The organism is Streptomyces sp. NPDC054834, from assembly GCF_053611185.1.
Genome location: NZ_JBSGZV010000002.1, coordinates 180947 through 205726, shown reverse-complemented (window position 1 = coordinate 205726; position 24780 = coordinate 180947). Strand labels below are relative to the sequence as shown.

General features: G+C 72.0%; 21 protein-coding genes, 6 tRNA genes and 1 pseudogene. 19 read left to right on the top strand and 9 right to left on the bottom strand.

Annotation, left to right across the window (positions count from 1 at the left end; translation table 11 throughout):
• The first annotated feature begins 221 nt into the window (after positions 1-221).
• From cobT to ACWGJM_RS03590, 3 genes are all read left to right on the top strand, one after another.
• On the top strand, positions 222-4193 hold the full coding sequence (gene cobT, locus ACWGJM_RS03600; RefSeq protein WP_453410008.1) for a nicotinate-nucleotide--dimethylbenzimidazole phosphoribosyltransferase: 3972 nt from the start codon (positions 222-224) through the stop codon (positions 4191-4193).
• Positions 4194-4333: 140 nt separating this feature from the next.
• On the top strand, positions 4334-5578 hold the full coding sequence (cobA, locus tag ACWGJM_RS03595) for a uroporphyrinogen-III C-methyltransferase (protein ID WP_453410007.1): 1245 nt from the start codon (positions 4334-4336) through the stop codon (positions 5576-5578).
• A 64-nt stretch (positions 5579-5642) separates the two neighbouring features.
• Positions 5643-6461 (top strand): TrmH family RNA methyltransferase, encoded by an 819-nt coding sequence (locus tag ACWGJM_RS03590; RefSeq protein WP_453410006.1) that lies wholly within the window; start codon positions 5643-5645, stop codon positions 6459-6461.
• A gap of 261 nt (positions 6462-6722) precedes the next feature.
• Here the strand turns inward: ACWGJM_RS03590 and ACWGJM_RS03585 are convergent, their stop codons facing one another.
• A complete protein-coding gene (locus ACWGJM_RS03585; protein ID WP_453410252.1) occupies positions 6723-8099 on the bottom strand; it encodes a serine/threonine-protein kinase in 1377 nt (458 codons plus the stop codon).
• A gap of 211 nt (positions 8100-8310) precedes the next feature.
• Between ACWGJM_RS03585 and ACWGJM_RS03580 the strand changes: the two are divergent.
• The 4 genes and pseudogenes from ACWGJM_RS03580 (at position 8311) to ACWGJM_RS03565 (ending at position 10660) form a co-directional block, all read left to right on the top strand.
• Positions 8311-8606: pseudogene (locus tag ACWGJM_RS03580) on the top strand (hypothetical protein).
• 199 nt (positions 8607-8805) lie between these two features.
• On the top strand, positions 8806-9000 hold the full coding sequence (locus tag ACWGJM_RS03575) for a hypothetical protein (RefSeq protein WP_361441009.1): 195 nt from the start codon (positions 8806-8808) through the stop codon (positions 8998-9000).
• Positions 9001-9325: 325 nt separating this feature from the next.
• Positions 9326-10276, top strand: coding sequence for a phosphotransferase family protein (locus tag ACWGJM_RS03570; RefSeq protein ID WP_453410005.1), 951 nt, complete (start codon positions 9326-9328; stop codon positions 10274-10276).
• An 81-nt stretch (positions 10277-10357) separates the two neighbouring features.
• Positions 10358-10660: a TFIIB-type zinc ribbon-containing protein gene (locus ACWGJM_RS03565; protein ID WP_390736860.1), complete on the top strand. Its 303-nt coding sequence runs from the start codon at positions 10358-10360 to the stop codon at positions 10658-10660.
• Positions 10661-10739: 79 nt separating this feature from the next.
• Here the strand turns inward: ACWGJM_RS03565 and ACWGJM_RS03560 are convergent.
• From ACWGJM_RS03560 to ACWGJM_RS03540, 5 genes are all read right to left on the bottom strand, one after another.
• Positions 10740-10811 (bottom strand) — tRNA-Val (locus ACWGJM_RS03560).
• 12 nt (positions 10812-10823) lie between these two features.
• Positions 10824-10895: transfer RNA gene (locus ACWGJM_RS03555), tRNA-Val, on the bottom strand.
• Between the two features lie 36 nt (positions 10896-10931).
• Positions 10932-11003: transfer RNA gene (locus ACWGJM_RS03550), tRNA-Val, on the bottom strand.
• Position 11004: 1 nt separating this feature from the next.
• Positions 11005-11078 (bottom strand) — tRNA-Cys (locus ACWGJM_RS03545).
• Between the two features lie 37 nt (positions 11079-11115).
• Positions 11116-11188: transfer RNA gene (locus ACWGJM_RS03540), tRNA-Gly, on the bottom strand.
• Between the two features lie 178 nt (positions 11189-11366).
• Here ACWGJM_RS03540 and ACWGJM_RS03535 point away from each other — a divergent pair.
• From ACWGJM_RS03535 to ACWGJM_RS03525, 3 genes are read left to right on the top strand one after another with little or no spacing between them, the layout of a single operon-like run.
• Complete coding sequence (locus ACWGJM_RS03535) at positions 11367-12410, top strand: chorismate-binding protein (RefSeq protein ID WP_453410004.1); 1044 nt, start codon at positions 11367-11369, stop codon at positions 12408-12410.
• Positions 12407-13228 (top strand): aminotransferase class IV, encoded by an 822-nt coding sequence (locus ACWGJM_RS03530; RefSeq protein WP_453410003.1) that lies wholly within the window; start codon positions 12407-12409, stop codon positions 13226-13228. The genes ACWGJM_RS03535 and ACWGJM_RS03530 overlap by 4 nt, the downstream gene beginning before the upstream one ends.
• Positions 13229-13281: 53 nt before the next feature.
• On the top strand, positions 13282-14103 hold the full coding sequence (locus ACWGJM_RS03525) for a GNAT family N-acetyltransferase (RefSeq protein ID WP_453410002.1): 822 nt from the start codon (positions 13282-13284) through the stop codon (positions 14101-14103).
• A 2-nt stretch (positions 14104-14105) separates the two neighbouring features.
• Here ACWGJM_RS03525 and ACWGJM_RS03520 read toward each other — a convergent pair whose 3' ends face one another.
• Positions 14106-14636 carry a DsbA family protein gene (locus tag ACWGJM_RS03520; RefSeq protein WP_453410001.1) on the bottom strand — a complete coding sequence of 177 codons (531 nt, stop codon included), beginning with the start codon at positions 14634-14636 and terminating at the stop codon, positions 14106-14108.
• Between the two features lie 290 nt (positions 14637-14926).
• On the opposite strand from ACWGJM_RS03520, the gene ACWGJM_RS03515 reads away from it, so the two are divergent.
• Together ACWGJM_RS03515 and ACWGJM_RS03510 are read left to right on the top strand one after the other, a co-directional pair.
• On the top strand, positions 14927-15370 hold the full coding sequence (locus ACWGJM_RS03515; RefSeq protein ID WP_453410000.1) for a hypothetical protein: 444 nt from the start codon (positions 14927-14929) through the stop codon (positions 15368-15370).
• Between the two features lie 165 nt (positions 15371-15535).
• Positions 15536-15688 (top strand): hypothetical protein, encoded by a 153-nt coding sequence (locus ACWGJM_RS03510; RefSeq protein ID WP_167747935.1) that lies wholly within the window; start codon positions 15536-15538, stop codon positions 15686-15688.
• 97 nt (positions 15689-15785) lie between these two features.
• Here the strand turns inward: ACWGJM_RS03510 and ACWGJM_RS03505 are convergent, their stop codons facing one another.
• The gene (locus tag ACWGJM_RS03505; RefSeq protein ID WP_453409999.1) at positions 15786-16346 is read right to left on the bottom strand and encodes a CGNR zinc finger domain-containing protein; all 561 of its coding nucleotides are present in this window, start codon (positions 16344-16346) and stop codon (positions 15786-15788) included.
• A 345-nt stretch (positions 16347-16691) separates the two neighbouring features.
• Positions 16692-17105 carry an SsgA family sporulation/cell division regulator gene (locus tag ACWGJM_RS03500; protein WP_004002642.1) on the bottom strand — a complete coding sequence of 138 codons (414 nt, stop codon included), beginning with the start codon at positions 17103-17105 and terminating at the stop codon, positions 16692-16694.
• 191 nt (positions 17106-17296) lie between these two features.
• On the opposite strand from ACWGJM_RS03500, the gene ACWGJM_RS03495 reads away from it, so the two are divergent.
• The 7 genes from ACWGJM_RS03495 to ACWGJM_RS03465 all read left to right on the top strand — a co-directional run bounded on the left by ACWGJM_RS03495 (position 17297) and on the right by ACWGJM_RS03465 (position 24703).
• Positions 17297-17755: a TIGR02611 family protein gene (locus ACWGJM_RS03495; protein WP_453409998.1), complete on the top strand. Its 459-nt coding sequence runs from the start codon at positions 17297-17299 to the stop codon at positions 17753-17755.
• A gap of 87 nt (positions 17756-17842) precedes the next feature.
• Positions 17843-17914: transfer RNA gene (locus ACWGJM_RS03490), tRNA-Val, on the top strand.
• Positions 17915-18134: 220 nt separating this feature from the next.
• Positions 18135-19418, top strand: a complete 1284-nt coding sequence (locus ACWGJM_RS03485) for an ABC transporter substrate-binding protein (RefSeq protein WP_453409997.1) — start codon at positions 18135-18137, stop codon at positions 19416-19418.
• Positions 19419-19432: 14 nt separating this feature from the next.
• Positions 19433-20389 (top strand): carbohydrate ABC transporter permease, encoded by a 957-nt coding sequence (locus tag ACWGJM_RS03480; RefSeq protein ID WP_453409996.1) that lies wholly within the window; start codon positions 19433-19435, stop codon positions 20387-20389.
• Positions 20386-21261, top strand: coding sequence for a carbohydrate ABC transporter permease (locus tag ACWGJM_RS03475; RefSeq protein ID WP_453409995.1), 876 nt, complete (start codon positions 20386-20388; stop codon positions 21259-21261). The genes ACWGJM_RS03480 and ACWGJM_RS03475 overlap by 4 nt, the downstream gene beginning before the upstream one ends.
• 10 nt (positions 21262-21271) lie before the next feature.
• Positions 21272-21862: a hypothetical protein gene (locus ACWGJM_RS03470; protein ID WP_453409994.1), complete on the top strand. Its 591-nt coding sequence runs from the start codon at positions 21272-21274 to the stop codon at positions 21860-21862.
• A gap of 102 nt (positions 21863-21964) precedes the next feature.
• Positions 21965-24703 (top strand): exo-rhamnogalacturonan lyase family protein, encoded by a 2739-nt coding sequence (locus tag ACWGJM_RS03465; protein ID WP_453409993.1) that lies wholly within the window; start codon positions 21965-21967, stop codon positions 24701-24703.
• Positions 24704-24780 lie beyond the last annotated feature (77 nt).

The following is a 24780-nucleotide window of genomic DNA, read 5'->3' as shown; positions in this document are numbered from 1 at the left end:
AGGACGCGCAACGTGGCGCAGTCCACAGCGGCCTGTCGCGGATCAAGCTGTCACGACGGCGGCATGCCCGCGACAATGGCCACTGAATGGCTTTGTCGCCTTTTCCGGGCGGGCCGTTCGTGCCGCTGGGCACGCACGCTCGTTCTTCACTACGGGGCGGTCGGTGCGCCGTTCCGGGTGAGCTGGTCGTAGGAGCACTAACCGATGGGCGAGGGGTACGCATGACGGACACCGGCCAGGTCCCGGCCGAGGGACTGCCGGAGAGCGCAGGCATGGTGGAGCAGCCGGGCGCCCCCGCGCACGGCGCGTACACCTACCTCTCCGAGACCACCGCCGAGGACGAAGACCTGCTGCTGCCCGGTGCCCAGGGCGCGTGGGGCAACGAGGTGCCGCCGCCTCCTCCGGAGCCGGTCTTGGAGACCGTCCACGAGCCGGGCCCGCACGAGACGGACGGGCGCGACAGCGGCTCCGTCGACCTCGGCGGCGTCCGCCCGCTCGACTCGGGGCCCGTGTCCGTCCCGCCGTCCCCGATCCTCTCGGTGCCGCACGACCCCGCGGCGGCCCCGGCGACCCCGCGACGCCCGTTGCACCTCGGGCCGCCGATCCCCGACGCCTCCGCCAGCCCGGTCCGCTCCCTCGCCGACCGCGGCCCCGCCGGCGCGCCGGTACGGCAACCCGGGCCGCCGGCCCCCGGCCCCGAGTACCTCGACGCGCAACCGCTGCGCGACCTCGCTCCGCAGGGCGCGGTGCCGTGGGGGGCGGCGCAGGGGGCACCCGGCGCTCAGGTGAGCGCACAGGCCCCGGCTGCCGAAACGGTTGTTCCAGAGCCCGAGCCGGCGGCGCCCGAGCCGCCCACCGGCCCCGCCGACGCGGCCCAGGCCGCCGTGGCCCGGCTCGCCACGCAGGCCGCCATGGCAGGTGCCACGACGGAGGTCGTCGCCGCCGCCGCTGCCGCCGCCCAGGTGGCGGCGCAGGAAGTGGCCGCCGGGGTCGTCGCTCAGGGGCCGGACACGGCGCAGGACGTCCCGGGGCATGACCCGGCGTACGCCGTGGCCGAGGAACAGGACGGCGAGGCCGCCGTCGCCCCGGAGGCCGCGCAGGGCCCCGAGAGCGTCCCGGTCCCGGAAGGCGCGCAGGCCCCCGACGGCGTGCCGGACTCCGCGACCCCGGAGGCTCCGGAGACTGTGGCCGCCCCGCAGGCTGACCATGAGCCGCAGGCGGCCCAGGCCCCGGAGGCCGTGCCGGGCCCCGAGGCCGCGGAGGCGTCCGGCGAGGCAGTCGTGGAGGTCCAGGAGGCCGTGCACGAGGAGGCCGCGCACGCCCCGGCGACCGCTCCGGCGCCGACGGAGGCGCGGATGCAGGTGGCTCGGGCCCAGTCCCCGGAGACCGAGCAGGCCGCCGAGCCCGCCGAGCCCGCCGAGCCCGCGGTCCAGCAGACCGCCGAGGTCGGCGAAGGCGCCGACGTCGCGCAGACCGCCGACGGCCCCCGGGCCCCGGAGGGTGTTCAGCCGCTCGAGGGCACGGAGTTGCCCGAGGCGGGTCGGGCCCAGGCCGCCCCGCTGGTCGAGGAGGCCCCGCAGGCCCCCGTCGACACCCCGGCAGGCGAGCCCGCCACGGAACCGGCCGAACCGACCGGTCCCGGCGCTGTTCCCGTCCCGGAGTCGCCGCAGGCCGAGTCCGTCCCCGCCGCTCCGGAGGGCGCACCGGCCGAGCCCACCGGCGCCGACATCCCCGCGCAGGTCCAGGGCCCGCAGCTCGGCCACCCCCAGGCCGGCGATCAGGCGCAGCCCGCCACACTCGTACCGGAGCAGCCGCAGGCCGTCGAGGCGGAGCAGCAGCCCGACCAGCGCCCGGACGCGCAGCCGCAGGAGCTCCAGGCCCCGGAGGCGACCCCGGCGGAGCCGGGTACCCCCGACGCCATCACCGAGGACACCGCCCACGCCGAGGACACCGCCCACGCCGAGGACACCGCCCACGCCGAGGACACCGCCCACGCCGAGGACGGCACCGGCCCGGAGACGGCACCCGCCCAGCCGGTGGCCGACCCCGCCGCCCCGCCCGTCCAGGCGCCCGAGCCCGTCGCCGAGCCCCTGACCCCGGCCGCCGAGCAGGCCCCGGCCCCCGGCGACCCCGCCGCCGCGCCGTCCGGCAGCGTGCCGGCGCAGGCGCAGGCGCAGCCGGACCAGCCGCTGGGCCGGTTCGTGCCAGTGCAGGGCTCGGTGCCCACCACCCCGCACCTCGCCCCGACCCCACCGCACCCCCTCGTCCTCCCGCAGGACGGGCCGCCGGCGGCTGAGCCCGTCGCCACGGTCCCCGCACCCCGAGAGGCCGACTCCGCGCCGGCCCACCCGGGCGAGGCGCCCGACCCCGAAGTCGTACAGCACGCGGAGGACCTGGACACCAGGGCCGCCGACCAGGAAGAGAGCACGGCCGAAGTGGCAGAAGCACGACAGTCCACCGGCCCGGCCGCGCCCGGCTACGAGGACGCCGAGCGCGAGGCCGTGCTCAGGGTGATGCGCGAGCGCCGCGACATCCGCAACGGCTTCCGCAACGACCCGATCCCGCACGAGGTGCTGCTCCGCGTCCTGGAGGCGGCCCACACCGCGCCCTCCGTGGGCCACTCGCAGCCCTGGGACTTCGTCGTCATCCGGTCCGCCGAGACCCGGCGCAGCATGCACGAACTGGCCATGCGCCAGCGCGACGCCTACGCCAAGTCCCTCCCGAAGGGCCGGGCGAAGCAGTTCAAGGAACTGAAGATCGAGGCCATCCTCGACACGCCGGTGAACATCGTCGTCACCGCCGACCCGACCCGCGGCGGCCGCCACACCCTCGGCCGGCACACCCAGCCGCAGATGGCGCCGTACTCCGCGGCGCTCGCCGTCGAGAACCTCTGGCTCGCCGCCCGCGCCGAAGGCCTCGGCGTCGGCTGGGTCAGCTTCTTCGACGAGCGCGAGATGGTCCGCGCCCTCGGCCTGCCCGAGCACCTGGAGGTCATCGCCTACCTGTGCGTCGGGTACGTCGACGAGTTCCCGGACGAGCCCGAGCTGATGCAGGCCGGCTGGTCCAAGCGGCGCCCGCTGTCCTGGGTCGTGCACGAGGAGACGTACGGCCGTCGCGCGCTGCCCGGCGAGGACCCGCACGACCTGCTCGCCGAGACCGTCTCGCAGATCCGCCCGCTGGACGCCAAGGCGCTCGGCGAGGCCTGGGAGCGGCAGAAGCGCATGACCAAGCCGGCCGGCGCGCTCGGCATGCTGGAGATCATCTCCGCTCAGCTGTCCGGCCTGTCCCGGCAGTGTCCGCCGCCGATCCCCGAGCCCGCCGCCGTCGCGATCTTCGCCGGTGACCACGGCGTGCACGCCCAGGGCGTCACCCCCTGGCCGCAGGAGGTCACCGCGCAGATGGTGGCGAACTTCCTCGGCGGGGGAGCGGTCTGCAACGCCTTCGCCGGCCAGGTGGGCGCCGAGGTCTGCGTCATCGACGTGGGCGTGGCCGCCGACCTGCCCGCCACGCCCGGCCTGCTGCCCCGCAAGGTCCGCGCGGGCACCTCGGACATGACCACCGGGCCCGCGATGACCCGCGAGGAGGTCAAGCAGGCCATCGAGGTGGGCATCGAGACGGCCCGCGACCTGGTGGCGGCCGGCAACAAGGCGCTGCTCACCGGCGAGATGGGCATCGCGAACACCACCGCGTCCGCCGCGCTGATCTCCGTCTACACGGGCGCCGACCCGTCCGAGGTGACGGGCCGGGGCACCGGCATCAACGACGAGACGCTGGCCCGCAAGACCGAGGTGGTCCGCCGCGCCCTCGACCTGCACAAGCCGGACCCGGCCGACCCCATCGGCGTCCTCGCCGCGATCGGCGGCTTCGAGCACGCGGCCATGGTCGGCCTGCTCCTCGGCGGCGCCTCCCTGCGTACGCCGGTGATCCTGGACGGCGTCAGCGCCGGTGCCGCCGCGCTGGTCGCCCGCGCGATCGCCCCCGAGGTCCTCGCCGCCTGCATCGCCGGCCACCGCAGCGCCGAGCCCGGCCATGTGGCCGCCCTCAACAAGCTGGGCCTGCGCCCCCTGGTCGACCTCGACCTGCGTCTGGGCGAGGGCACGGGCGCGCTGCTCGCTCTGCCGCTGGTGCAGAGCACGGCACGGGCGATGCACGAGGTGGCGACGTTCGATTCGGCGGGGGTAACGGAGAAGTAGGGGCCACAGCAGAGGTGGTCCGGTGTTCAGCTGCCGGACCACCCAAGCCGTCTGACCCGCCCGCACCTTAAAATCCGCACGTCAGGGCCGCTCCAATGGCGCAGCGCCCACTGCACGCCCGTACGAGGAGCCGCAGCCTCATGGCCGAACACCCCGCCTACCCCGTAGGCCTCCTTCTCTCCGGCCGCCGCGTGGTCGTCCTCGGCGGCGGCCAGGTCGCCCAACGCCGCCTGCCGGCCCTCATCGCGGCGGGCGCGGACGTCCTCCTCGTCTCCCCGGCGGCCACCCCTTCGGTCGAGGCCATGGCGGACGCGGGTGAGATCACCTGGGAGCGGCGCCCCTACGCCGAAGGCGACCTCGCCGACGCCTGGTACGCCCTGATCGCCACCAGTGACCCCGGGGCCAACACCGCCGCCTCCGCCGAGGCGGAGCGCCACCGCGTCTGGTGCGTCCGCTCCGACGACGCCGACGCGGCGACCGCCTGGACCCCGGCCACCGGCCACAGCGAGGGCGTCACCGTCGCCGTGCTCACCACGGACGCCCGCGGCCGCGACCCCCGCCGCACCGCCGCGATCCGCGACGCGGTCGTCGAGGGCCTGCGCGACGGCACCCTGGTCGCCCCACACCACCGCACCCGCACCCCGGGCGTCGCCCTGGTCGGCGGCGGCCCCGGCGACCCGGACCTGATCACCGTGCGCGGCCGCCGTCTCCTCGCCGAGGCCGACGTCGTGATCGCCGACCGGCTCGGCCCGCGCGATCTGCTCGCCGAACTCCCGCCGCACGTCGAGGTGATCGACGCGGCGAAGATCCCGTACGGCCGTTTCATGGCACAGGAGGCCATCAACAACGCGCTGATCGAGCACGCCAAGCAGGGCAAGTCCGTCGTCCGGCTCAAGGGCGGCGACCCCTACGTCTTCGGCCGGGGCATGGAGGAGGTGCAGGCGCTCGCCGAGGCCGGGATCACGTGCACGGTCGTGCCTGGCATCTCCAGCTCGATCTCGGTGCCGGGAGCGGCGGGCATCCCCGTCACCCACCGGGGGGTCGCCCACGAGTTCACGGTGGTCAGCGGCCATGTCGCCCCTGACGACGAGCGTTCCCTGGTCGACTGGCCGTCGCTCGCCAAGCTGACCGGCACCCTTGTGATCCTGATGGGCGTCGACAAGATCGGGAAGATCGCCGAGACGCTCGTCGCCCACGGCAAGTCCCCCGAGACGCCCGTCGCCCTGGTCCAGGAAGGCACGACCGCCGCTCAACGCCGCGTGGACGCGACGCTCGTGACGGTCGCCGACACCGTCCGCGCGCAGGACGTGAAGCCCCCGGCGGTCATCGTCATCGGCGAGGTCGTCGCCGTGGGCCCGGCCCCCTCCGCACCCCCCTCCAAGTAACCGCCGGTAACACAACCCGTTCCGAGCCGTTGGCACCGCACCCAGGACAAGGCAGTATCACCCTGTGGCCGATCTCATCACCGTTGAGGACCCCGCCGACCCGCGCCTGCGCGACTACACGGGCCTGACCGACGTCGAGTTGCGGCGCAGACGAGAACCGGCCGAGGGCCTGTTCATCGCCGAGGGCGAGAAGGTCATCCGGCGGGCCAAGGAGGCCGGCTACGAGATGCGCTCGATGCTGCTCTCGGCCAAGTGGATCGACGTCATGCGCGACGTCATCGACGAACTCCCGGCACCCGTGTACGCGGTCAGCCCCGAACTCGCCGAACAGGTCACCGGCTACCACGTGCACCGCGGCGCCCTCGCCTCCATGCAGCGCCGACCGCTGCCGACGGCGGCCGAACTGCTCCGCAGCGCTCGCCGGGTCGTGGTCATGGAATCCGTCAACGACCACACCAACATCGGCGCGATCTTCCGCTCGGCCGCGGCCCTCGGCATGGACGCGGTGCTCCTCTCCCCGGACTGCGCCGACCCGCTCTACCGCCGCAGCGTGAAGGTCTCGATGGGCGCCGTCTTCTCCGTGCCGTACGCCCGTCTGGACACCTGGCCCAAGGGCCTGGACTCGGTCCGCGAGGCCGGTTTCACCCTCCTCGCGCTCACCCCGGACGAGAAGGCGAAGAGTCTGGACGAGGCGGCCCCGCACCGGATGGACCGCGTCGCGCTCATGCTCGGCGCCGAGGGCGACGGCCTGTCCACCCAGGCACTGGTCGCCGCCGACGAATGGGTGCGCATCCCCATGTCCCACGGCGTCGACTCCCTCAACGTGGGCGCGGCGGCCGCGGTCGCCTTCTACGCGGTGGCCACCGGCCGCCCGGACGCGTAGGAGCGAACGTGCGGGACGCGCTCGTCGCCGTACTCCGGCGTGGCCCGGCGGCCGCGCGTCGGGGACTCGCCGGAGGGGCTGCGCGATCTCCAGCCCGTCCGGCGTGTGAGGACGAGGCCCGTTCAGCGCCGAAGCGGGGGCCTGTGGGCGCAGCCCCCAGGGCGGGGTCGAAGGGGCGGCAGCCCTTGGAGACGGGAAGGGTAGAGGCGGCGGGGGGCGAAAAACGCCACCGCCCACCCACCGTCACCCGATGACCGTCCGCTACTCCCTGACGTCCGGCGGCGCCAGAGGCACGCGCGCGTGTTGTGCGTGTACGACGCTCCCGGTGCCGCCGAGCCCGTGGGCGGGCCCCTGACAGCCCTGGGCCGCCGCGATGCCGAGCGCGACCAGCAGGGTCACCACCACGAACACGAACAGCCGCTGCCGCAGCAACCGCGGGTTGGCGGGCCGCAGCCCGGTCCCCGTGGGACGCTGCCGCTGCTGTCCGGCCCCGCCCCGCGGAACGGGACGGCCCCCGCCGCCGGGCCGGGGCGTGTTGCGCGAGGCCGGGGTCGTCCGGGCGCCGCCGGTCCGCGCACCGCCCGTGCGTGCCGTGTCCGGCCGCGGCACACCGCCGGCCCGCGGGGCACCGCCACCGCGGACCGGCGTGGCGCCCCGCACGGGAGTCCCGCCGCGCGACGCCGGAGCGCCCGGCGAGGACTGCGGACGCCGCTGGGCGCGCTGCTGATCCGGATAGGTCTCGGTGAGCCGCCCGGTGGGCCGGTCCGCCTCGGCGGCGCGCGGCGCGGGCGGCCGGACGTCGGCCAGGCCCTGGGCCTCGCGCGCCGCGATCTCCTTCAGCCGCAGCGACAGCTGGAGCGTGCTCGGCCGGTCCTCGGGGTCCTTCGCCAGACAGGCCCGGACGAGCGGCGCGAGCGCGTCCGGGACACCGTGCAGGTGCGGCTCCTCGTGCACCACCCGGTACAGCATGACCTCGGAACTGCCGTGTCCGAAGGGGGAGTCACCGGCCGAGGCGTACGCCAGCGTCGCCCCGAGCGAGAACACGTCCGTGGCCGGGGTGACCGCGGCACCGCGCACCTGCTCGGGCGCGAGGAAGCCGGGGGAGCCGACCGCCGTGCCGACGTGGGTCAGCGTCGAGGCCCCCGTGGACCAGGCGATACCGAAGTCGATGATCCGCGGCCCCTTCGGGGACAGCAGGATGTTGGAGGGCTTCAGATCACGGTGCACCACGCCGGCCTCGTGCACGGCGACCAGTCCCTCGGACAGGGCGGCGCCGATCGAGGCCGCCTGCGCCGCGCCGAGCGGGCCCTCGTCGGCGACCTTGTCGTGCAGGGAGGGCCCGGGTACGTACTGCGTGGCGAACCACGGCCGGTCCGCCTCCAGGTCCGCCGCCACCAGCCGGGCCGTACACCCGCCCCTGATCCGCCGGGCCGCCGAGACCTCACGCGCGAACCGGGACCGGAATTCCTGGTCCTCCGCCAGGTCCGGCCGGATGACCTTCAGGGCGACCCGCTGTCCCTTCTTGTCCGAGCCCAGATAGACAACGCCCATCCCGCCCGCGCCGAGCCGTCTGTGAAGCCTGAACGAGCCGACGACGCGCGGGTCCTCGCGCCTCAGGCGCATCATCGCCATGTTCATCCCCGCTGCCCGGTCCGTGTGACGTGGCACAGCTTACGTTTCCACGGCCCGCTGCGCGCAGAGGCCGCGCCCTCTCGCCCCGATGGATTGTCAGTGCCGGACGGGAGACTTGAGGAGGGGTCAGGGGGGCGTCGGGTTTTGCTCCCTTGACCGCACAGTGACCTCAACCATCCATCCCGGAAGGGGGATTGGACGCGTCAACGGTGACCGCGTGGAGATAGTCGTGGACGCGGGGGACGCGACGCGGACGTACGAGGTGGTGGCCGGCCGGGCGGGCCGCCGTGTGGAGACGGCGGTACGACGAGGCGTGGTCGACGTGAGCGAAGTCACTCGGTGGGGGTCCTCCCACGCCCTCTTCAGGCAGTGGGGGAGGGGACTGCGGCCCGCACGGCCCGCTTCATGGCCAACCGGGTCCTGGCCCTGGTCGAGCAGCCGGTGCCGCGCGAGGACAGCTCGGAAAAGCGGGGGCACTCCGGGCACCCCCTCCGGGAAGACCCCGAGACCTAGGACCGCTTCTCCACCCAGGGGAGTACATCGCAGGTCATGGCTCATCCTCCGGGAGGCCCGTCATTCGGTACGAAGGCATGACGCCCGCCGCCCGCCCGCCCGCCTAGATTTGAGGTCAAGCGGCGGGTGCAGCACTCGTCCCCCGAGGTCAAGACACCCGCCGCTGCCAACGACAACTGAAACGGTCAGGAGAGGGACCATGGCCCACACGGCTCCGCGGACATTCATCCGCACACAGGCACGCACCGCGCGCTCCCGCCGTACCGGCCGTCGCCACCCCTTGGTGGCGACCGCGATGGTCCTCCCCCTGGCGGCCCTGCTCGTGTACGCCTTCGGCGGCTGGGAAGCAGTGGTCACACAGGCGTCGTCCGTGGGCGTGATGCTGGGGCGCTGAGCGGCGACCCCAGGCCCGGAAGAGCGGTCCGGGCGGGGACATCCACCCATGAAACCCCGTGGGGACGGGGGTGCGGCGGACGGCACAAATGCCGGCGCAGCTGGGGAGCTGCGCCGGCATTGCTGTGTCCGGGCCCCGAACCGGCCGCTCGACCACAGCTGCCGTCGGCAGCCGCCGTGGCTGCGGGCAGTCGTGCCGCAGCGGCACCCCGTCAGCGCCGGGTTGCGCGACCCTCGCCCCGGCGGCAATCCCGGGCACAGGCCGCCGCCGGCCCACCGCACGCGCGTACCCTCGCCGAAGCACCCGCCCCCGCCGGAAGGACCTCGTGACCGCAGACGTACTGCTGCCGCAGCTGACCGCGAAGGCCGGAGCTGTCGCCCACCCGGACGGAGAACCCTGCGGATGCGGAACCGCGTCCGCCACCCTCGCCGACCGCCCCGACGCCACCGTCGTCCGCCACGCCGGCACCGTCGCGAAGGCCCACGCCCCGGACACGGACCCCGCCGAGCTGGCCCTGCGCCTCGAGACGGCCGCCCGCCTCGCGGACGTACTCCTCGCGCCGATCGTCCGGACCCCGGTCACCGTCGACGACCGGCTCGTCACCTTCTGGCCGTACGGCACCCCCGTGGACCGGGACGACCCGGACGCCGCCCCCTGGGAAGCCGCCGCCACCCTCCTCGCCCGTCTGCACCGCGCGCCCGCCCCCGCCTCCGCACCCCTGATGCGCGGCCCCGCCAAGGCCGTCCGCGCGCTGGCCCGTCTGCGGCGGGCCCTGGCCGGGGAGGACCACCCGGCCGCGGGCCCCGTCCTGCGCGCCTGGGCCGCCCTCCCCGCCTGGGCCCGCGCCGAGGCCCCCATGCCCGGCACCAGCACCCTCTGCCACGGCGACCTCCACCTCGGCCAGCTCGTCCGCCACCCCGCCCCGGACGGTCCGTGGCGGCTCATCGACGTCGACGACCTCGGCGTGGGCGTCCCGGCCTGGGACCTGGCCCGCCCCGCCGCCTGGTACGCCTGCGGGCTCCTCCCCCCCGACGAGTGGCTGCGCTTCCTCACCGCCTACCGCACGGCAGGCGGTCCGGCCGTGCCCCCGGACGGCGACCCCTGGCCCGCGCTGGACGTCCCTGCCCGCGCCCTCACCGTCCAGACCGCCGCCCTGGCGATCGCCAAGGCCCGCGCCGCGGACCGTCCCCTGGACGAGGTGGAGCAGTCCGTCGTCGACGCCTGCGCACGGATGGGTTCCGTACCGCCCGAGTTGTCGCACGGATTCCCGAAGTAAGGTGCAACCGACCAGGGCCGCACGGAGTCTGTCCTGGGGAAACGCGAAGCAGGATTGACCGGCGAGGAGTTGAGCCGACCCATGCAGTGTCCTAAGTGCCATGCGCCGATGCACACGTACAACCGCAACGGCGTCCAGATCGAGCAGTGCAGCGGTTGCCGTGGCATCTTCCTCGACTACGGCGAACTGGAGGCTCTCACCCGCCTCGAGTCCCAGTGGTCCCAGCCCGCCCCACCGCCCCCGGCCGCCCCGCAGGCCTACCCGGCGCCGCCCGCCCCCGCCTGGGGCGCCCCGCACGGCGGCGGACACGGCGGCGGCCACTACGGCGGACACGGCGGCCATCACCGCCACAAGAGCTTCGGCCACATGCTGTTCTCCAGCTGAGCCCACTGGGTCCACCGGGCCCACCGGACCCACGACGAAGCCCCCGGCCGTACGAGACGGCCGGGGGCTTCGGTGTGCGTGGACGATACTGGGATTGAACCAGTGACCTCTTCCGTGTCAGGGAAGCGCTCTCCCGCTGAGCTAATCGTCCGGGGGTGCTACGTGCGCGATACTGGGATTGAACCAGTGACCTCTTCCGTGTCAGGGAAGCGCTCTCCCGCTGAGCTAATCGCGCTGGGGCGGATCTTGCCGTAGGAGCTGGAAGATCCAGTGGACGATACTGGGATTGAACCAGTGACCTCTTCCGTGTCAGGGAAGCGCTCTCCCGCTGAGCTAATCGTCCTTGGAGGTGGAGACGGGATTTGAACCCGTGTAGACGGCTTTGCAGGCCGTTGCCTCGCCTCTCGGCCACTCCACCAGGAGTGTAAGGGGACCGGGAAGACCCCTCTCCTTCGAGCGGACGACGAGGCTCGAACTCGCGACCTCAACCTTGGCAAGGTTGCGCTCTACCAACTGAGCTACGTCCGCCTGTCGTTTCGGACCGCTTCCGCGGCCCGGCGACGTGTTGAACTCTAGCGGATTCCCGGGCCAGTACAAAAACGCGTTTGCGCAGCGTGCTGCGCTGCGCCCGGCGGGCGCCATGGTCAGGGCACCTGCGAGGACACGCCCGGGTCACCCGTCCGGGACCCGCCATAGACTCGGCTGCGTGCTCCACCTGCCTCCTCTCGCCCGTTTCGGCGACCGTCTCGCCACCGGCCTCCTCGACGTCACCAGTGATCCGGCGGCCCTGGACTCCACCGGTTTCTGGGCCGTCTGCGCCGACTTCGAGGGCCGTCTGACCTGCGCCCGCTTCGCGGACGTACGCGAGCACCCGGTGCCCGCGCCGGTGCCGGGGAGGTGGCGGGGCCCCGCCGTGGGCGCTTGGACCTCGTCGCTCGACCGTGCCGCGTACACGGAGGCGGTACGCCGGATACGCGCGTACATCGCGGCGGGTGAGGTGTACCAGGCCAACCTCTGCCGCGTCCTCACCGCGCCTGCCGCGCCCGACGCCGACGTGGACGCCCTGACCGCCCTGCTGGCGCGCGGCAACCCGGCACCGTATGCAGGAACGATTCGGCTGCCCGGGCACGGCGTCGAGATCGCCACCGCCTCGCCCGAACTGTTCCTGCGCCGGAACGGGCGGACCGTGGAGTCCGGACCGATCAAGGGCACCGGGCGCACCGAGGCCGACCTCCTGGAGAAGGACTACGCCGAGAACGTGATGATCGTGGACCTGGTCCGCAACGACATCGGGCAGGTCTGCGCCACCGGCAGCGTCACCGTCCCCGACCTCTGCGCCGTGGAGAAGCACCCCGGCCTGGTCCACCTCGTCTCCACGGTCCGCGGCGAGCTGCGCGACGGAGCCGGCTGGCCGGAGCTGCTCGACGCCGCCTTCCCGCCCGGCTCGGTCACCGGCGCGCCCAAGTCGAGCGCCCTGAGGATCATCGACACCCTGGAGACGGCACCCCGCGGCCCGTACTGCGGCGGGATCGGCTGGGTCGACGCCGACCGGGGCGTCGGAGAGCTGGCCGTGGGCATCCGCACCTTCTGGATCGACCGCGCGGAGGGTGTCCTGAGATTCGGCACCGGCGCCGGCATCACCTGGGGTTCCGATCCCGAGGGGGAGTGGCGGGAGACCGAGCTGAAGGCGTCCCGGCTGCTCGCGGTAGCGTCGGGGGCGTACGAGGAGAGTGGAGGGGCTGTTTCATGAGGATCTGGCTGGACGGCGGGCTACAGGACGTGGAGACCGCCCGTGTCTCCGTCTTCGACCACGGGCTGACCGTGGGCGACGGCATCTTCGAGACGGTGAAGGCGGTCCACGGCAAACCCTTCGCGCTCACCCGGCACCTCGACCGGCTGAGCCGCTCGGCCCGGGGCCTGGGCCTGCCCGACCCCGACCACGACGAGGTCCGCCGGGCCTGCGCGGCCGTCCTCGAGGCCAACCCGATGCCGCTCGGCCGGCTGCGCATCACCTACACCGGCGGCCACGGCCCGCTCGGCTCCGACCGCGGCGAGCACGGCCCGACCCTGGTGGTCGCCCTCGGCGAGACCGGCCGCCGCGCCGACTCCACCGCCGTGATCACCGTCCCCTGGACCCGCAACGAGCGGGGCGCCCTCACCGGCCTGAAGACCACCTCGTACGCCGAGAACGTCGTCGCCCTGGCCCGCGCCCACGAACAGGGCGCCTCCGAGGCGCTGTTCGCCAACACGGTCGGCCGGCTGTGCGAAGGTACGGGCTCCAACGTCTTCGTCGTACTGGACGGCGAGATCCACACCCCGCCGCTCGCCTCCGGCTGCCTCGCCGGCATCACCCGCGCCCTGACCGTGGAGTGGACCGGCGCGAAGGAGACCGACCTGCCGCTGGACGTCCTGGAACGGGCCGACGAGGTCTTCCTCACGTCCACGCTGCGGGACGTACAGGCCGTGCACCGGGTCGACGGCCGGGAACTGCCCGGCGCCCCAGGTCCGGTGACCGCCAAGGCGATGCGGGTCTTCGAGGAGCGGTCGGGGGCCGACCTCGATCCCTGACGGGCGCGAATATCCGGCTGATCCCTCGCCGCGGTCCGGGTAGAACAGGTGTGATGACCACGACTCTGCGGCCGACCGAGCCGCTCCAGCGCGCCGCCGACGGGGCGTTGTCCCGCCACTTCCGTGTGTGCGTGAACAGCCGTCCCGTCGGCGAGCTACGCCTGTGCACACACCCCACCTTTCCCTCCGTGGCCCAGATCCACGACCTGCGCATCGACGAACCGGACCGTCGGCGCGGCCGGGGCACGGTTGCCGCGCTGGCCGCCGAGGAGGTGGCGCGCGGCTGGGGCTGCGGGCAGACCGAGATGACGGTGCCCGCCGACGCCGAGGGCGCGCTGCGGCTCGCCACGGTGCTCGGCTACGTCCACCGGAACCGCGGCATGGTCAAGCCGCTCGGCGACACCCCGCCGGAGCTGCCCGCGGGCAGCCGGAGCAGGCCGATGACCGAGGCCGAGTACGTGCCGTGGCGCGAGCACGGCGAGGTGGGCTACATCCACGACTGGACCAGCCGCGGTGTGCCCGAGGACGAGGCCGTGGCCAAGGCGCGCGCCGACTATGCGCAACTGCTGCCGGACGGGCTCGCGACCGAGGCCGCGGTGCTGAGCGTCCTGGAGCACGAGGGCACCAGGGTCGGCGCCCTGTGGCTGTCGGTCTCCAGGGAGACCGCCTTCGTCTGCGACGTCGAGACCGACGAGGCCGTCCGCGGCCGGGGCCACGGACGCACCCTGATGCTGCTGGCGGAGCGGCAGTCGGTGGCCGCCGGCCGACGTGCCCTCGGCCTCAACGTGTTCGCCGGCAACACGCCGGCCGAGCGGCTGTACGACTCGCTCGGTTACCTGCCGGTGAGTCACACGATGTACAAGCCCCTGCTCTGAAATCAGGCCTCGCCGGCCTCGCCGGTCAGCAGCCGGTCCGCGATCTCCTCGACGCGCTCGCGCAGCCCCTCCTGGCTCTTGCCGCCGTCGAGGCGTTCGCCGCCGATGACGTAGGTCGGGGTGCCCGTGACACCGATGGCCTTGCCCTCGGCCTGGTCGGCGTCGACGATCAGGATGTGCCGGCCGTCGATCAGGGCGGTGTCGAACTCCTCGGCGTCCAGCCCCAGTTCCCGGGCGACCTCGACCAGGAAGGCTTCTCCCTCACGGTTCAGCTCCTCGACGCGGCCCAGCACCGCCTCGACGTACTCCCAGCCCCGCCCCTGCTCCAGCGCCTCCTCCGCGGCCTGGGCGGCGGCGAAGGCGTGCTTGTGCTTCTCCAGCGGGAAGTGCCGCAGCCGCAACTCCAGCCGGTCGCCGTAGCGGGCGCGCAGGGCGCGCAGGTCGTCGAGGGCGCTGCGGCAGTCCGGGCACTGGAGTTCGCACCAGACGTCCAGCACGGGCACGGCGGTGCCGGCGGGGGAGGAGTCGCTCATGCACACCAGTCTCCCAGGCCGGACCCCGCCGACCCAATCGGGACCGTAGGGCACGAGCGGCGCCTGAGGACGATCGCCACCTGCGGCACGATCGGCCGGACCGGCCGGACCGGCCTCAAGGAGGAGGGGACCCGGAGATGTCCCTGATGTCGGGCCGGGGCATGGCCCCGCGGGTCCGTGACGGTGCACGATAGAGGTGCAGAGGGACGTTGTGCCTTGGTGGCGCCGTGCCGCGGTACTGCAACGTTCCCCGCACCTGCCCCGCCCGACCCAGCCGCCTGGAGGACCGGATGATTGCCGAGACAGTCTGTTCCGCCGTGTCCGCGGCCGGCCTGGGCATCGCGGTGGTCACGGCCTACCGCAGGCGCTTCCTGGCCGCGGCCCGGATCGCCGCGTACTCGCTCGTGCCGGTGGGGCTGGTGATGACCGGCGTCGTCGGCTGGCTGGCCGACACCGCGTTCAGCCCGACCGCATGGGCGGGCTTCGGGGTGCTGGGCGTGGCCTGGGCCCTGTTCGCGACGACCCGGGTCGTGGAGCGCCGGCGCGGGGGCACCCGGGCCGAGCGCAAGGCGGCCAGGGCCGCGAGCCGCGAGGCGGTCGCGCCGGCGGCCTCGGCGCCCTCCCTCGGCCCTGCCACGCGTCCGGCCGCCCGTCCCGCCGCGGCACCCCGCGCCGGCGGCACCGCCGACGACTTCAGCGACATCGAGGCCATCCTCAAGAAGCACGGCATATGACCTGGCACGTAAGTCCCTGAGGGAACAGAGATCGTCCCCGGCCCGTCCGGAAACGATCACTGCCCGGCCGGAAGCGAACCGGACATCAAGATTTCGGCGAACTCCCGTTCATTCCGGGCGTGCTGATCGCGGACGGGGCGGCCTGTGGTCCATCATCGCCGCGAGATGCTGGACACGTCAGAGAGCGAGGCCGCGCCGCCGAAGGACGAGCCGCGCGGGTGCCTCTTCGCCCTTTCCCAGCCACCGTTGATGATCTTCCTTGCGGTGATCGGGTGTCTGCTCCTCATGGCTGCGCTGCACGATCTGCTGTTGCTGTGAGCCGTACACGCCCGTCCCCGGCGTCACCCGCCGGGGGCGGCGTCGGCATCGGACCGCGTCGGCATCGGACCGCGTCGGCATCGGACCACGCCGGAGCTCAGCCCGTCGCCTCTTTCCGCCGGGCCCGGTAGGCGGCCACATGCAGCCGGTTCCCGCAGGTGCGGCTGTCGCAGTAGCGGCGCGAGCGGTTGCGGGAGAGATCGACGAAGGCCCGCCGGCAGTCGGGCGCCTCGCAGCGTCGCAGCCGCTCCTGCTCCCCGGCCACCACGAAGAAGGCGAGCGCCATCCCGCAGTCCGCGGCGAGATGGTCGGCCACGGAGGCGCCGGGGGCGAAGTAGTGCACATGCCAGTCGTAGCCGTCGTGATCGGTCAGCCGGGGAGTGGTGCCCGCGGCGGCGACCAGATCGTTGATCATCCCGGCGGCTTTGCGGGCGTCCGGTGCGGCGAAGATCCCCGCGAACCGCCCGCGGACCTTGCGCACCGCGGAGAGGTCGAACTCCGAGAGCACCCCCACATCGCTGATTTCGTACTTTCGTACGAAATCGGCCAGAGCTGCGACGTCCGGCAGCCCGTCCGCCGCCGAGTCGTCCTCCGGCACGGTGTTCACCAGAGCCACCACGGTGTCGAGGGCGCACCGGGTGTCGTGGGTGATCAGCACGTTTCGCTCCCTGCCTGGGGGGTCGGGCGGACGCCCGCCGATGCTGGCCGATGGTAGCGACATCCACGGCCTCCGCACCGGGCCCCGCCCCACGTCGGCTGCCGAGAGAACGGCCGCGCGGCGGCGTGGGTTCCCGTCACGCCCGAAGGACAGACCGCTCGCCCCGCTCGACAGACCGCTCGACAGGCCGAGGGGACCGCAGGGCGGATGAGCGCGCACACCGACGCCGTCCCCGTGAACACGCACGGTGACGGCGCCGGTCATGCCGTATGCGGTTGTCCTGGCCCGAGAGCCGACCGAACCGTCTCCCCGAGTGGACGGCGCCGGCCGGCTTCGACCCGCGACCTAGCTTTCCGCCAGGATGTGCGAGAGCTCCTGATCCAGATCGAAGTGCCGGTGTTCCGTGCCGGGTGGCACGGCCGCGTCCGTCCGCTTCAGGAAGGACTCCAGGGCCCGCGCCGGGGCCTCGAGCAGGGCCTCCCCCTCCGGGGAGCTCAGGGCGATGCACACGACGCCCTGACCGTGGCTCCGGGACGGCCAGACGCGGACGTCGCCGGTGCCCGTGGGACGGTGAAGCCCCTCGGCGAGGAGGTCGCGGGCGAACACCCACTCGACGGTCTCCTCGGCTCCGGTGTGGAAGGTGGCGTGCACGGCGTAGGGGTCGGCCGTGTCGTACCGCAGGCCTGCGGGGACAGGCAGGGAGGACTCGCTCGACACAACGAGGCGCAGGTGCAGCTCGCAGCTGACCGTGGTGTTCATAAGCGCCAGGGCCTTTCGCTCAGTGTGCGCTCGGGGATTCGCACGTCGGCGAAATCGACATGCCACCTACGGTGCCGTTGTAAACCCCTCTGAGTGTTTTGCGTGTGTTTACGTAACTCTTCCGGCCGAGAACCAATCCGCGAGGTACGTCCATTCCGGTGACAGGTTTCACTCCGGTAGTGTTTGGTCGTATGAATACGGGGAGTAACGATCCGGGCGAAGTCGCCATGGCGGCGGACAAGGCGGAGGCGATGACGGACGGGGCGCGGGACGAGCGGGGACTCGGCTCGAAGGCGCCGGACTTCATCAAGGCTCGGCGCGCACTGCACCTGAGCTGGCAGGTCGGGGTCTTCGTCATCGGGCTGGCGGTCGTGGCGGCGGGGATCGTCATGCTGCCGCTCCCCGGGCCGGGCTGGGTCGTGATCTTCGCCGGCATGGCCATCTGGGCGACCGAGTTCGTCTGGGCCCAGCTGGTCCTCCGCTGGACCAAGCGCAAGGTCACCGAGGCGGCCCAGCGGGCGCTCGACCCCAGGGTGCGCCGTCGGAACATCATCCTGACCTCGGTCGGCCTGGCGATCGTGGGCGTCCTGGCCGGGATCTACCTGTGGAAGTTCGGCCCGGTGATGCCCTGGAAGATCAGGGACCAGTGATCCGTCCCGGGGCCCGGCCCTACCGCTCGCCCCGGCTGCCCATGGTCCGTCGCACCCCTGACATGGGGTAATGTTCTTCCTGCGCCCGGGCGATTAGCTCAGTGGGAGAGCGCTTCGTTCACACCGAAGAGGTCACTGGTTCGAACCCAGTATCGCCCACACCCGGAACCACGGCCCACCTGCGAGAGTGCAGGTGGGCCGTGGTCGTATGCGCCTCGGGCCCGCGGCGGACCCGCCGAGGCCGACGGCGCCGCAGTCTCAAGAAAATCCTGTCCGAATCATTGACGCACCCCGAGCCCCTCCGTACCTTGTGCCAGCAAGCGCTTACTTGAAACGATTCATGCACGCGGTGACGAGGCTGCGGGGAGGCCCAACAGTGATGATCGGCAGGAACTTCGAGAGGCGTACGATCCTGAAGGCGGCCGGGGCGGGGGCGGCCGCGCTCGGGCTGGGGGCGACGGCGGGGTGCGGGGGCGACAGCGGCTCCGGAGACGGCACGGTGACGCTCCGTTATGCATGGTGGGGCGGCGAGCCGCGCACCATCGCCATCAAGAAGACGATCACGCTCTTCGAGGAGAAGTACCCGAAGATCAAAATCAAGCCTGAATTCACCGACTACGAGGCGTTCTGGGAGAGGTTCCAGACCCAGGCCTCCGGTGGAAATCCCCCGGACGTTTTCCAGAATGCGGTCGGATTCCTGCGCAAGTACGACAAGCGCGGAGTTCTGATGGATCTCAAGACGCAGGCGGACGCGGGGAATCTGAGCCTGAAGAACTTCCGTAACGGCGTTCTGACGGTCGGCCAGGCCGACGGCAAGCAGCTCGGCGTTCCCGTCGGCGCCAACACGATGGCACTCGTCATCGACCTCAAGGCCTTCAAGAAGGCAGGTGTCGAGGCGAAGTTCGGCTGGACCTGGGACGACTACTTCGATGCGCTCCAGACGATCCAGGACAAGCTGAAGATCGCCGGTGACACCGGCTACTTCAGCATCATGTACCTCTACGACCTGTATCTGCGCCAGAACGGCAAGGCCTTCTTCACCGACAGCGCTCTCGGCTTCACCGAGGACGATCTGACGCAGTGGTGGGAGGACGGCTACAAGCGCGTGAAGTCCGGGCTCGTCGCCGACCCGAAGAAGATCGAGCAGGTCAAGCCCAAGTCAGGACTCTCCGCGGGCCTCGCCGCGTCCGAGTTCACCTGGGACAACTTCTCCATCCGCTACGAGGGCGAGGGCGATTCCGACTACGGACTGGCGCCGATCCCCACCGTGAACGGCAAGGACACCGGCCAGTACCTCGGCTCGCTGATGCTCAGCGCCTTCGCCGGGACCAAGCACCCCAAGGAAGCCGCCCAGTTCATCGACTTCATGGTTCACGACCCCCGGGTCGGGAAGATCATGGGCTACGACCGCGGCATCCTCGCCACGACCGAGCAGTACGACGCGTTCAAGCCCACCGATGCCGACAACAAGGGCGTCGCGGCGTACGAGGAGGTGGTCGCCAAGGCCGGTGTCCTCGGGAAGATCACCCCGCACCCGTCCGGTGCCGACATCGTCGAGGCGGCGTTCCTGCGGATCGGCGGCGAGGTCGCCCAGGGCAAGACCAAGCCGGCCGACGCCGCCAAGACGCTGTTCAGCGAGGCCAAGGCCGCGTTCGCGGGCTGAGGGGACGTACCACCATGACGCTCCTCAAGGAAGCGCCCGCGCGCCCGGCCGGGAAACGGTCCGCCGCTCCCGCCGCCGGGCGGCGCGGGCGGCGCCGCGAGAACATCGCCGGCTATCTCTTCATGTCGCCGTGGATCGCGGGGTTCCTGCTGCTCACGGCGGGGCCGATGATCGCGTCGCTGTACTACGCGTTCACCAGCTACAACCTGTTCACGCCGCCGAAGTGGGTCGGCCTCGACAACTTCACGACGATGTTCCACGACCCGCGCTGGCAGAAGTCGGTGCAGGTCACGTTGAAATACGTCATCGTGGCCACACCGCTGAAGCTGCTGCTCGCGCTCGGCGTCGCGCTGCTGCTCGCGCAGAAACGGCGGGGACAGGCGCTGTACCGGGCCGCGTTCTATCTGCCCTCGCTCATCGGCGCCAGCGTCTCCGTGGGTTTCGTGTGGCGGGCGCTGTTCTCGGACGACGCGATCGTGGACCGTACGCAGAAGATCTTCGGTCTCGACGTGGGCGGCTGGATCGGCAACCCGGACTACGTCATCTACGCCCTGGTCGCCCTGAGCATCTGGCAGTTCGGCGCGCCGATGGTGATCTTCCTGGCCGGTCTCAAGCAGGTCCCGCGGGAGCTGTACGAGGCCGCCGAGGTGGACGGGGCCGGTCCCTTCCGGCGGTTCTGGAACATCACGCTGCCGATGATCTCCCCCGTGCTGTTCTTCAACGTGCTGCTGGAGTCCATCCACGCGTTCCAGGTGTTCGGCTCCGCGTACGTCGTCTCGGACACCCGGTGCGGGCCCGCCGACGCCACGCTCGTCTACACCTGTTACCTCTACCAGAAGGGCTTCAAGGAGGCCCAGATGGGCTTCGCCGCCGCGATGGCCTGGACGTTGGTGGTCGCGGTCGCCCTCGTCACGGCGGTCCTGTTCTGGTCGCAGAAGAAGTGGGTGCACTACGAGGAGGCCGCCAAGTGACCACCGCCACCAGCCCTGCCGTGCGGACCACGAACGAGCGGCGGCGCGTCGGATCGATCGCCTGGCACATGGGCGCGCTCGTCGTCCTCGCCGTCGTCCTGTATCCCGTGATCTGGGTCGTCGGCGCCTCGTTCAAGCCGAGCAAGGACATCATCGCCAGCCTCGACCTGCTGCCGGCCAAGCCGGTCTGGGCGAACTTCTCCGGGCTCGCCGACGGTATCTCCGGCCTCTCCATCAGCGGCTTCTTCATGAACTCGCTGATGTACGCGGGCCTCGCCGTGGTCGGCGTGGTGCTGTCCAGCTCGCTGACCGCGTACGCCTTCGCCAAGATCCGGTTCGCCGGGCGGAACGTGCTGTTCACGCTGATGATCGGCACGCTGCTGCTGCCGTATCACGTTCTGCTCATCCCGCAGTACGTGATGTTCCGCAAGCTGGAACTCGTCGACACACTGGTGCCGCTCGTGGCAGGAAAGTTCCTGGCCACAGAGGCGTTCTTCGTCTTCCTGATGGTGCAGTTCATGCGCGGGCTGCCGCGCGAGCTGGACGAGGCCGCCAAGCTCGACGGCTGCGGGCACCTGAGGACCTACTGGTCCATCGTGCTGCCGCTGAGCCGCCCCGCCATCATCACCAGCGCCATTTTCACCTTCATCAATGCGTGGAACGACTTCATGGGGCCGTTGATCTACCTCAACACTCCCTCGAAATACACCGTTTCGCTCGGTCTGATGATGTTCCGCGACCAGGAGGGCATCTCCGACTACGGCAGCATGATCGCGATGTCGCTGGTGGCGCTGGTGCCGGTCATCGCCTTCTTCATGACCTTCCAGAGGTACCTGATCGACGGCATGGCGACCTCCGGACTGAAGGGCTGAGGGGGACGCCATGGCCGAGGCACGCGTCAAGGCACGCAAGAAGTCCGTGTTCTCCGAGCGGTTCGCGGTTTTCGCCGAGTGTCTGCTGACCGGGGTGTGGATCGCGGTCGCCTCGCTCGGAGTCGTCACGTACCCGGCCGCCTTCGCCGCCGGGGCCCGGCACCTGCGGCGCCGTGCGGCCCATCACGGCGGTGGCTGTCGTGAGTTCACCGTGGACCTCCAGACGGCGTTGCGCGGCGGCTGGGCCGTCGGGCTCGCCGGGTGGGCCGCGGCGGCCCTGGTGTGGGTGGATGTCCAGGCGGTGCGGGCCGGGCTGCCCGGTGGCCCGCTCGTCGGGGCGGTGGGGCTGTTCGCGCTGATCGGCACGGCCGTCGCCGGGATGCGTGCGGCGGCCGTCTGGGCTCCGGGCGACACCTGGCGGGCCCTGCTGGCCGCAGCCGGCCGGCGTACGGTCCTCGACCCCACCGGGTCCTTCCTGCTCGTCGGCGGCATCGTCCTCGTCGCCTGTTCCGCCCTGCTCATCGCGCCGCTTGCGGTCCCCGTGCTCGGGGCCGTCGCGGCGGCGGCGGTGGCCGTGGAGGAGCGGTACCGCCACCGCTGACCGGCGGCGCCCTCGATCGGGGTCGGCGCCCTGGGTGCCTCATGCCCCTGATCAGTCGCAAACCTCAAGACTTCCCGTACGGAAAGGACAGGTCGAACTCTCATGTCTCCCATCCCCCGCAGATCCCTCCTCAAGGCGGCCGCGGTCGCCGGAGCCGCCGCCCAGTTCAGCTGGGCGCTGGGGGCGAGCGACGCGCAGGCCGCGCCCGGAGCGGCAGCCGACGGCGCGGACCCGGTGACCCTCGACTGGCTGGAGGACGGCGGCCTCGGGGCCGCACCGGGCTCCACGGTCGGCGTGCCCTGGCCGATGGGCGCGTACCAGGAGGACCAGACCTTCGCGATCACGGACGCCGACGGCAAGGACGTCCCCGTACAGTCCTGGCCGCTCGCCCACTGGCCCGACGGCTCCCTCAAGTGGACCGCTCATGCGGTGAGTTCCGGCTCCGGCAAGCTCACCGTCAAGGCCGGTACGCCCGAGGCCCCCGCCAAGAAGGTCACCGTGGACAGGAGCGGCGGCACCATCGACGTGTCGACCGGCGTCATCACCGCGAAGATCGGCAAGAACGGCTCCACGATCGTCAAGTCCGTCACCCGGGGTTCGACGGAGATCGCGAGGAACGGGCGGCTGGTGCTCATCCGCCAGCCCGAGATCGAGGACGAGGACCAGGGCACCGTCAAGACCGAGCGCTTCGACGGCGCCATCTCCTCGGTCACGGTCGAGCAGGAGGGCCCGGTACGCGCCGTCGTCCGTATCGACGGCAAGCACCGCAAGGGCGACCGCGGCTGGCTGCCCTTCTCCATCCGCCTCTACTTCTACGCGGGCGCCGACTCCTTCCGGATGGTGCACACCATCACCTACGACGGCACGCTGGAGCCCGGCAAGGCCAGTGGTGACTTCATCCGCGGCCTCGGCGTCCGCTTCTCCGTGCCGATGCGGGACGCCGCCTACGACCGGCACATCCGCATCGGCGGCGAGGGCACCGGCCTGCTGCGCGAGGCCGTCCAGGGCATCACCGGCCTGCGCCGCGACCCCGGCGCCGCCGTCCAGGCCGCCCAGTACGCGGGCCAGAAGCTGCCCGACCCCTCCACCTGGGACCAGCGGGTCACGACCCGCCTCCAGTACATCCCGCACTGGGGCGACTACACCCTCTCCCAGCTCTCCGCCGACGGCTTCACCCTGCGCAAGCGCACCAAGAAGGGCTACGGCTGGATCGGCGCCGGCGGCGGCAAGCGGGCGTCCGGCTTCGGGTACGTCGGCGGCGCGAGCGGCGGACTCTCCTTCGGGCTGCGCGACTTCTGGGAGAAGTTCCCCGCCCAACTCGACATCCGCGACGCCCACACCGACGAGGCCACCGTCACCCTCTGGCTCTGGTCACCCGAGGCCCAGCCCATGGACCTGCGCTTCTACCACGACGGCATGGGCCAGGACACCTACGCCGAACAGCTCGAGGGCCTCAACATCACCTACGAGGACTACGAGCCGAAGTTCGGCACCCCCTACGGCATCGCCCGCACCTCCGAGCTCCTTTTCTGGGCCAACGACTCCACCCCGAGCGCCGACACCCTCGCCGGCCAGGTGAACGCCGTACGCGTACTGCCGCAGCTCGCCGCCCCGCCCAAGCAGCTCATCAAGGCCAAGGTCTTCGGCCCCGGCCTGTACTCCGAGCCCGACCGCTCCACCGCCGCCAAGGCGAAGATCGAGGACCACCTCGACTTCCTCTTCACCTACTACAAGGACCAGGTGGAGATGCGCCGTTGGTACGGCTTCTGGGACTACGGCGACATCATGCACACCTACGACACCGCACGGCACGTGTGGCGCTACGACATCGGCGGCTACGCCTGGGACAACTCCGAACTCTCGCCCGACCTCTGGCTCTGGTACGCGTACCTCAGAAGCGGCCGGTCCGACATCTTCCGCTTCGCCGAGGCCATGACCCGCCACACCGGCGAGGTGGACGTCTACCACCTCGGCGAATGGGCGGGCCTCGGCACCCGGCACGGTGTGCAGCACTTCGCCGACAGCGCCAAGCAGCAGCGCATCGCCAACACCACCTACCGCCGCTTCTACTACTTCCTCACCGCGGACGAACGGGTCGGCGACCTCATGCACGCCAACGTCGACTCCGACGAGACGTTCCTCGTCCTCGACCCGCAGCGCAAGGTCCGCACCGACCCCTACACGCCCGACCGGCACGCACTGTCGATCGGCTTCGGCACCGACTGGAGCGGCCTGGTGTCGGCCTGGCTGACGGAGTGGGAGCGCAAGGGCCCCAAGTGGGAGAAGGCCAAGGCGCGCGTACTGTCCACGATGGAGGGCATCGCCGCCCAGCCCAACGGCTTCGTGCAGGGCAGCGGCCTGTACGACCTCGACACCGGCAAGTTCGCCGTGGCCGGCGCACCGGTGGTCTCCGTCTCCCACCTGTCGGCCGTTTTCGGCCTGGGCGAACTGTGCGCCGAGCTCATCCACCTGGTCGACATGCCGAAGTTCAAGGAGGTCTACCTCGACTACTGCCGCTACTTCAACGCCACCAAGGCCGAGCAGAAGGCCCGTTACGGCTCCGACTTCGGCTCCCTGCTGCTCTTCCAGGGCCACTCGCGCCTCGACGCGTACGCCGCCGTCCAGACCGGCGACGCGACACTCGCCCAGCGCGCCTGGACGAAGTTCTACAGCTCCGACGGCTACACCGAGTCCTCGCCGTGGAAGACGGAGCGGCTGAGCGGCCCCGCCACCCTGGTACCCGGCAGCGAGGCGAGCTGGGTGTCCACCAACGACACCGCGCTCTACGGCCTCGCGGCCATCGAGAACCTGGCCCTGCTCGGCGACAGGATGCCGTCCTAGGGTGCGATGGGGGAGCGCCGTCGCACGGGCGGCGGCGCTCGTTCCCCGAGTGTGGTCCGCGTCACGGCGAGCCGCAT

Coding starts and splice junctions, on each gene's coding strand:
- cobT (WP_453410008.1), top strand. CDS start 222: ATGACGGACACCGGCCAGGTCCCGGCCGAGGGACTGCCGGAGAGCGCA.
- cobA (WP_453410007.1), top strand. CDS start 4,334: ATGGCCGAACACCCCGCCTACCCCGTAGGCCTCCTTCTCTCCGGCCGC.
- ACWGJM_RS03585 (WP_453410252.1), bottom strand. CDS start 8,099: ATGAACATGGCGATGATGCGCCTGAGGCGCGAGGACCCGCGCGTCGTC.
- ACWGJM_RS03575 (WP_361441009.1), top strand. CDS start 8,806: ATGGCCCACACGGCTCCGCGGACATTCATCCGCACACAGGCACGCACC.
- ACWGJM_RS03565 (WP_390736860.1), top strand. CDS start 10,358: ATGCAGTGTCCTAAGTGCCATGCGCCGATGCACACGTACAACCGCAAC.
- ACWGJM_RS03530 (WP_453410003.1), top strand. CDS start 12,407: ATGAGGATCTGGCTGGACGGCGGGCTACAGGACGTGGAGACCGCCCGT.
- ACWGJM_RS03525 (WP_453410002.1), top strand. CDS start 13,282: ATGACCACGACTCTGCGGCCGACCGAGCCGCTCCAGCGCGCCGCCGAC.
- ACWGJM_RS03520 (WP_453410001.1), bottom strand. CDS start 14,636: ATGAGCGACTCCTCCCCCGCCGGCACCGCCGTGCCCGTGCTGGACGTC.
- ACWGJM_RS03515 (WP_453410000.1), top strand. CDS start 14,927: ATGATTGCCGAGACAGTCTGTTCCGCCGTGTCCGCGGCCGGCCTGGGC.
- ACWGJM_RS03510 (WP_167747935.1), top strand. CDS start 15,536: ATGCTGGACACGTCAGAGAGCGAGGCCGCGCCGCCGAAGGACGAGCCG.
- ACWGJM_RS03500 (WP_004002642.1), bottom strand. CDS start 17,105: ATGAACACCACGGTCAGCTGCGAGCTGCACCTGCGCCTCGTTGTGTCG.
- ACWGJM_RS03495 (WP_453409998.1), top strand. CDS start 17,297: ATGAATACGGGGAGTAACGATCCGGGCGAAGTCGCCATGGCGGCGGAC.
- ACWGJM_RS03485 (WP_453409997.1), top strand. CDS start 18,135: ATGATCGGCAGGAACTTCGAGAGGCGTACGATCCTGAAGGCGGCCGGG.
- ACWGJM_RS03480 (WP_453409996.1), top strand. CDS start 19,433: ATGACGCTCCTCAAGGAAGCGCCCGCGCGCCCGGCCGGGAAACGGTCC.
- ACWGJM_RS03470 (WP_453409994.1), top strand. CDS start 21,272: ATGGCCGAGGCACGCGTCAAGGCACGCAAGAAGTCCGTGTTCTCCGAG.
- ACWGJM_RS03465 (WP_453409993.1), top strand. CDS start 21,965: ATGTCTCCCATCCCCCGCAGATCCCTCCTCAAGGCGGCCGCGGTCGCC.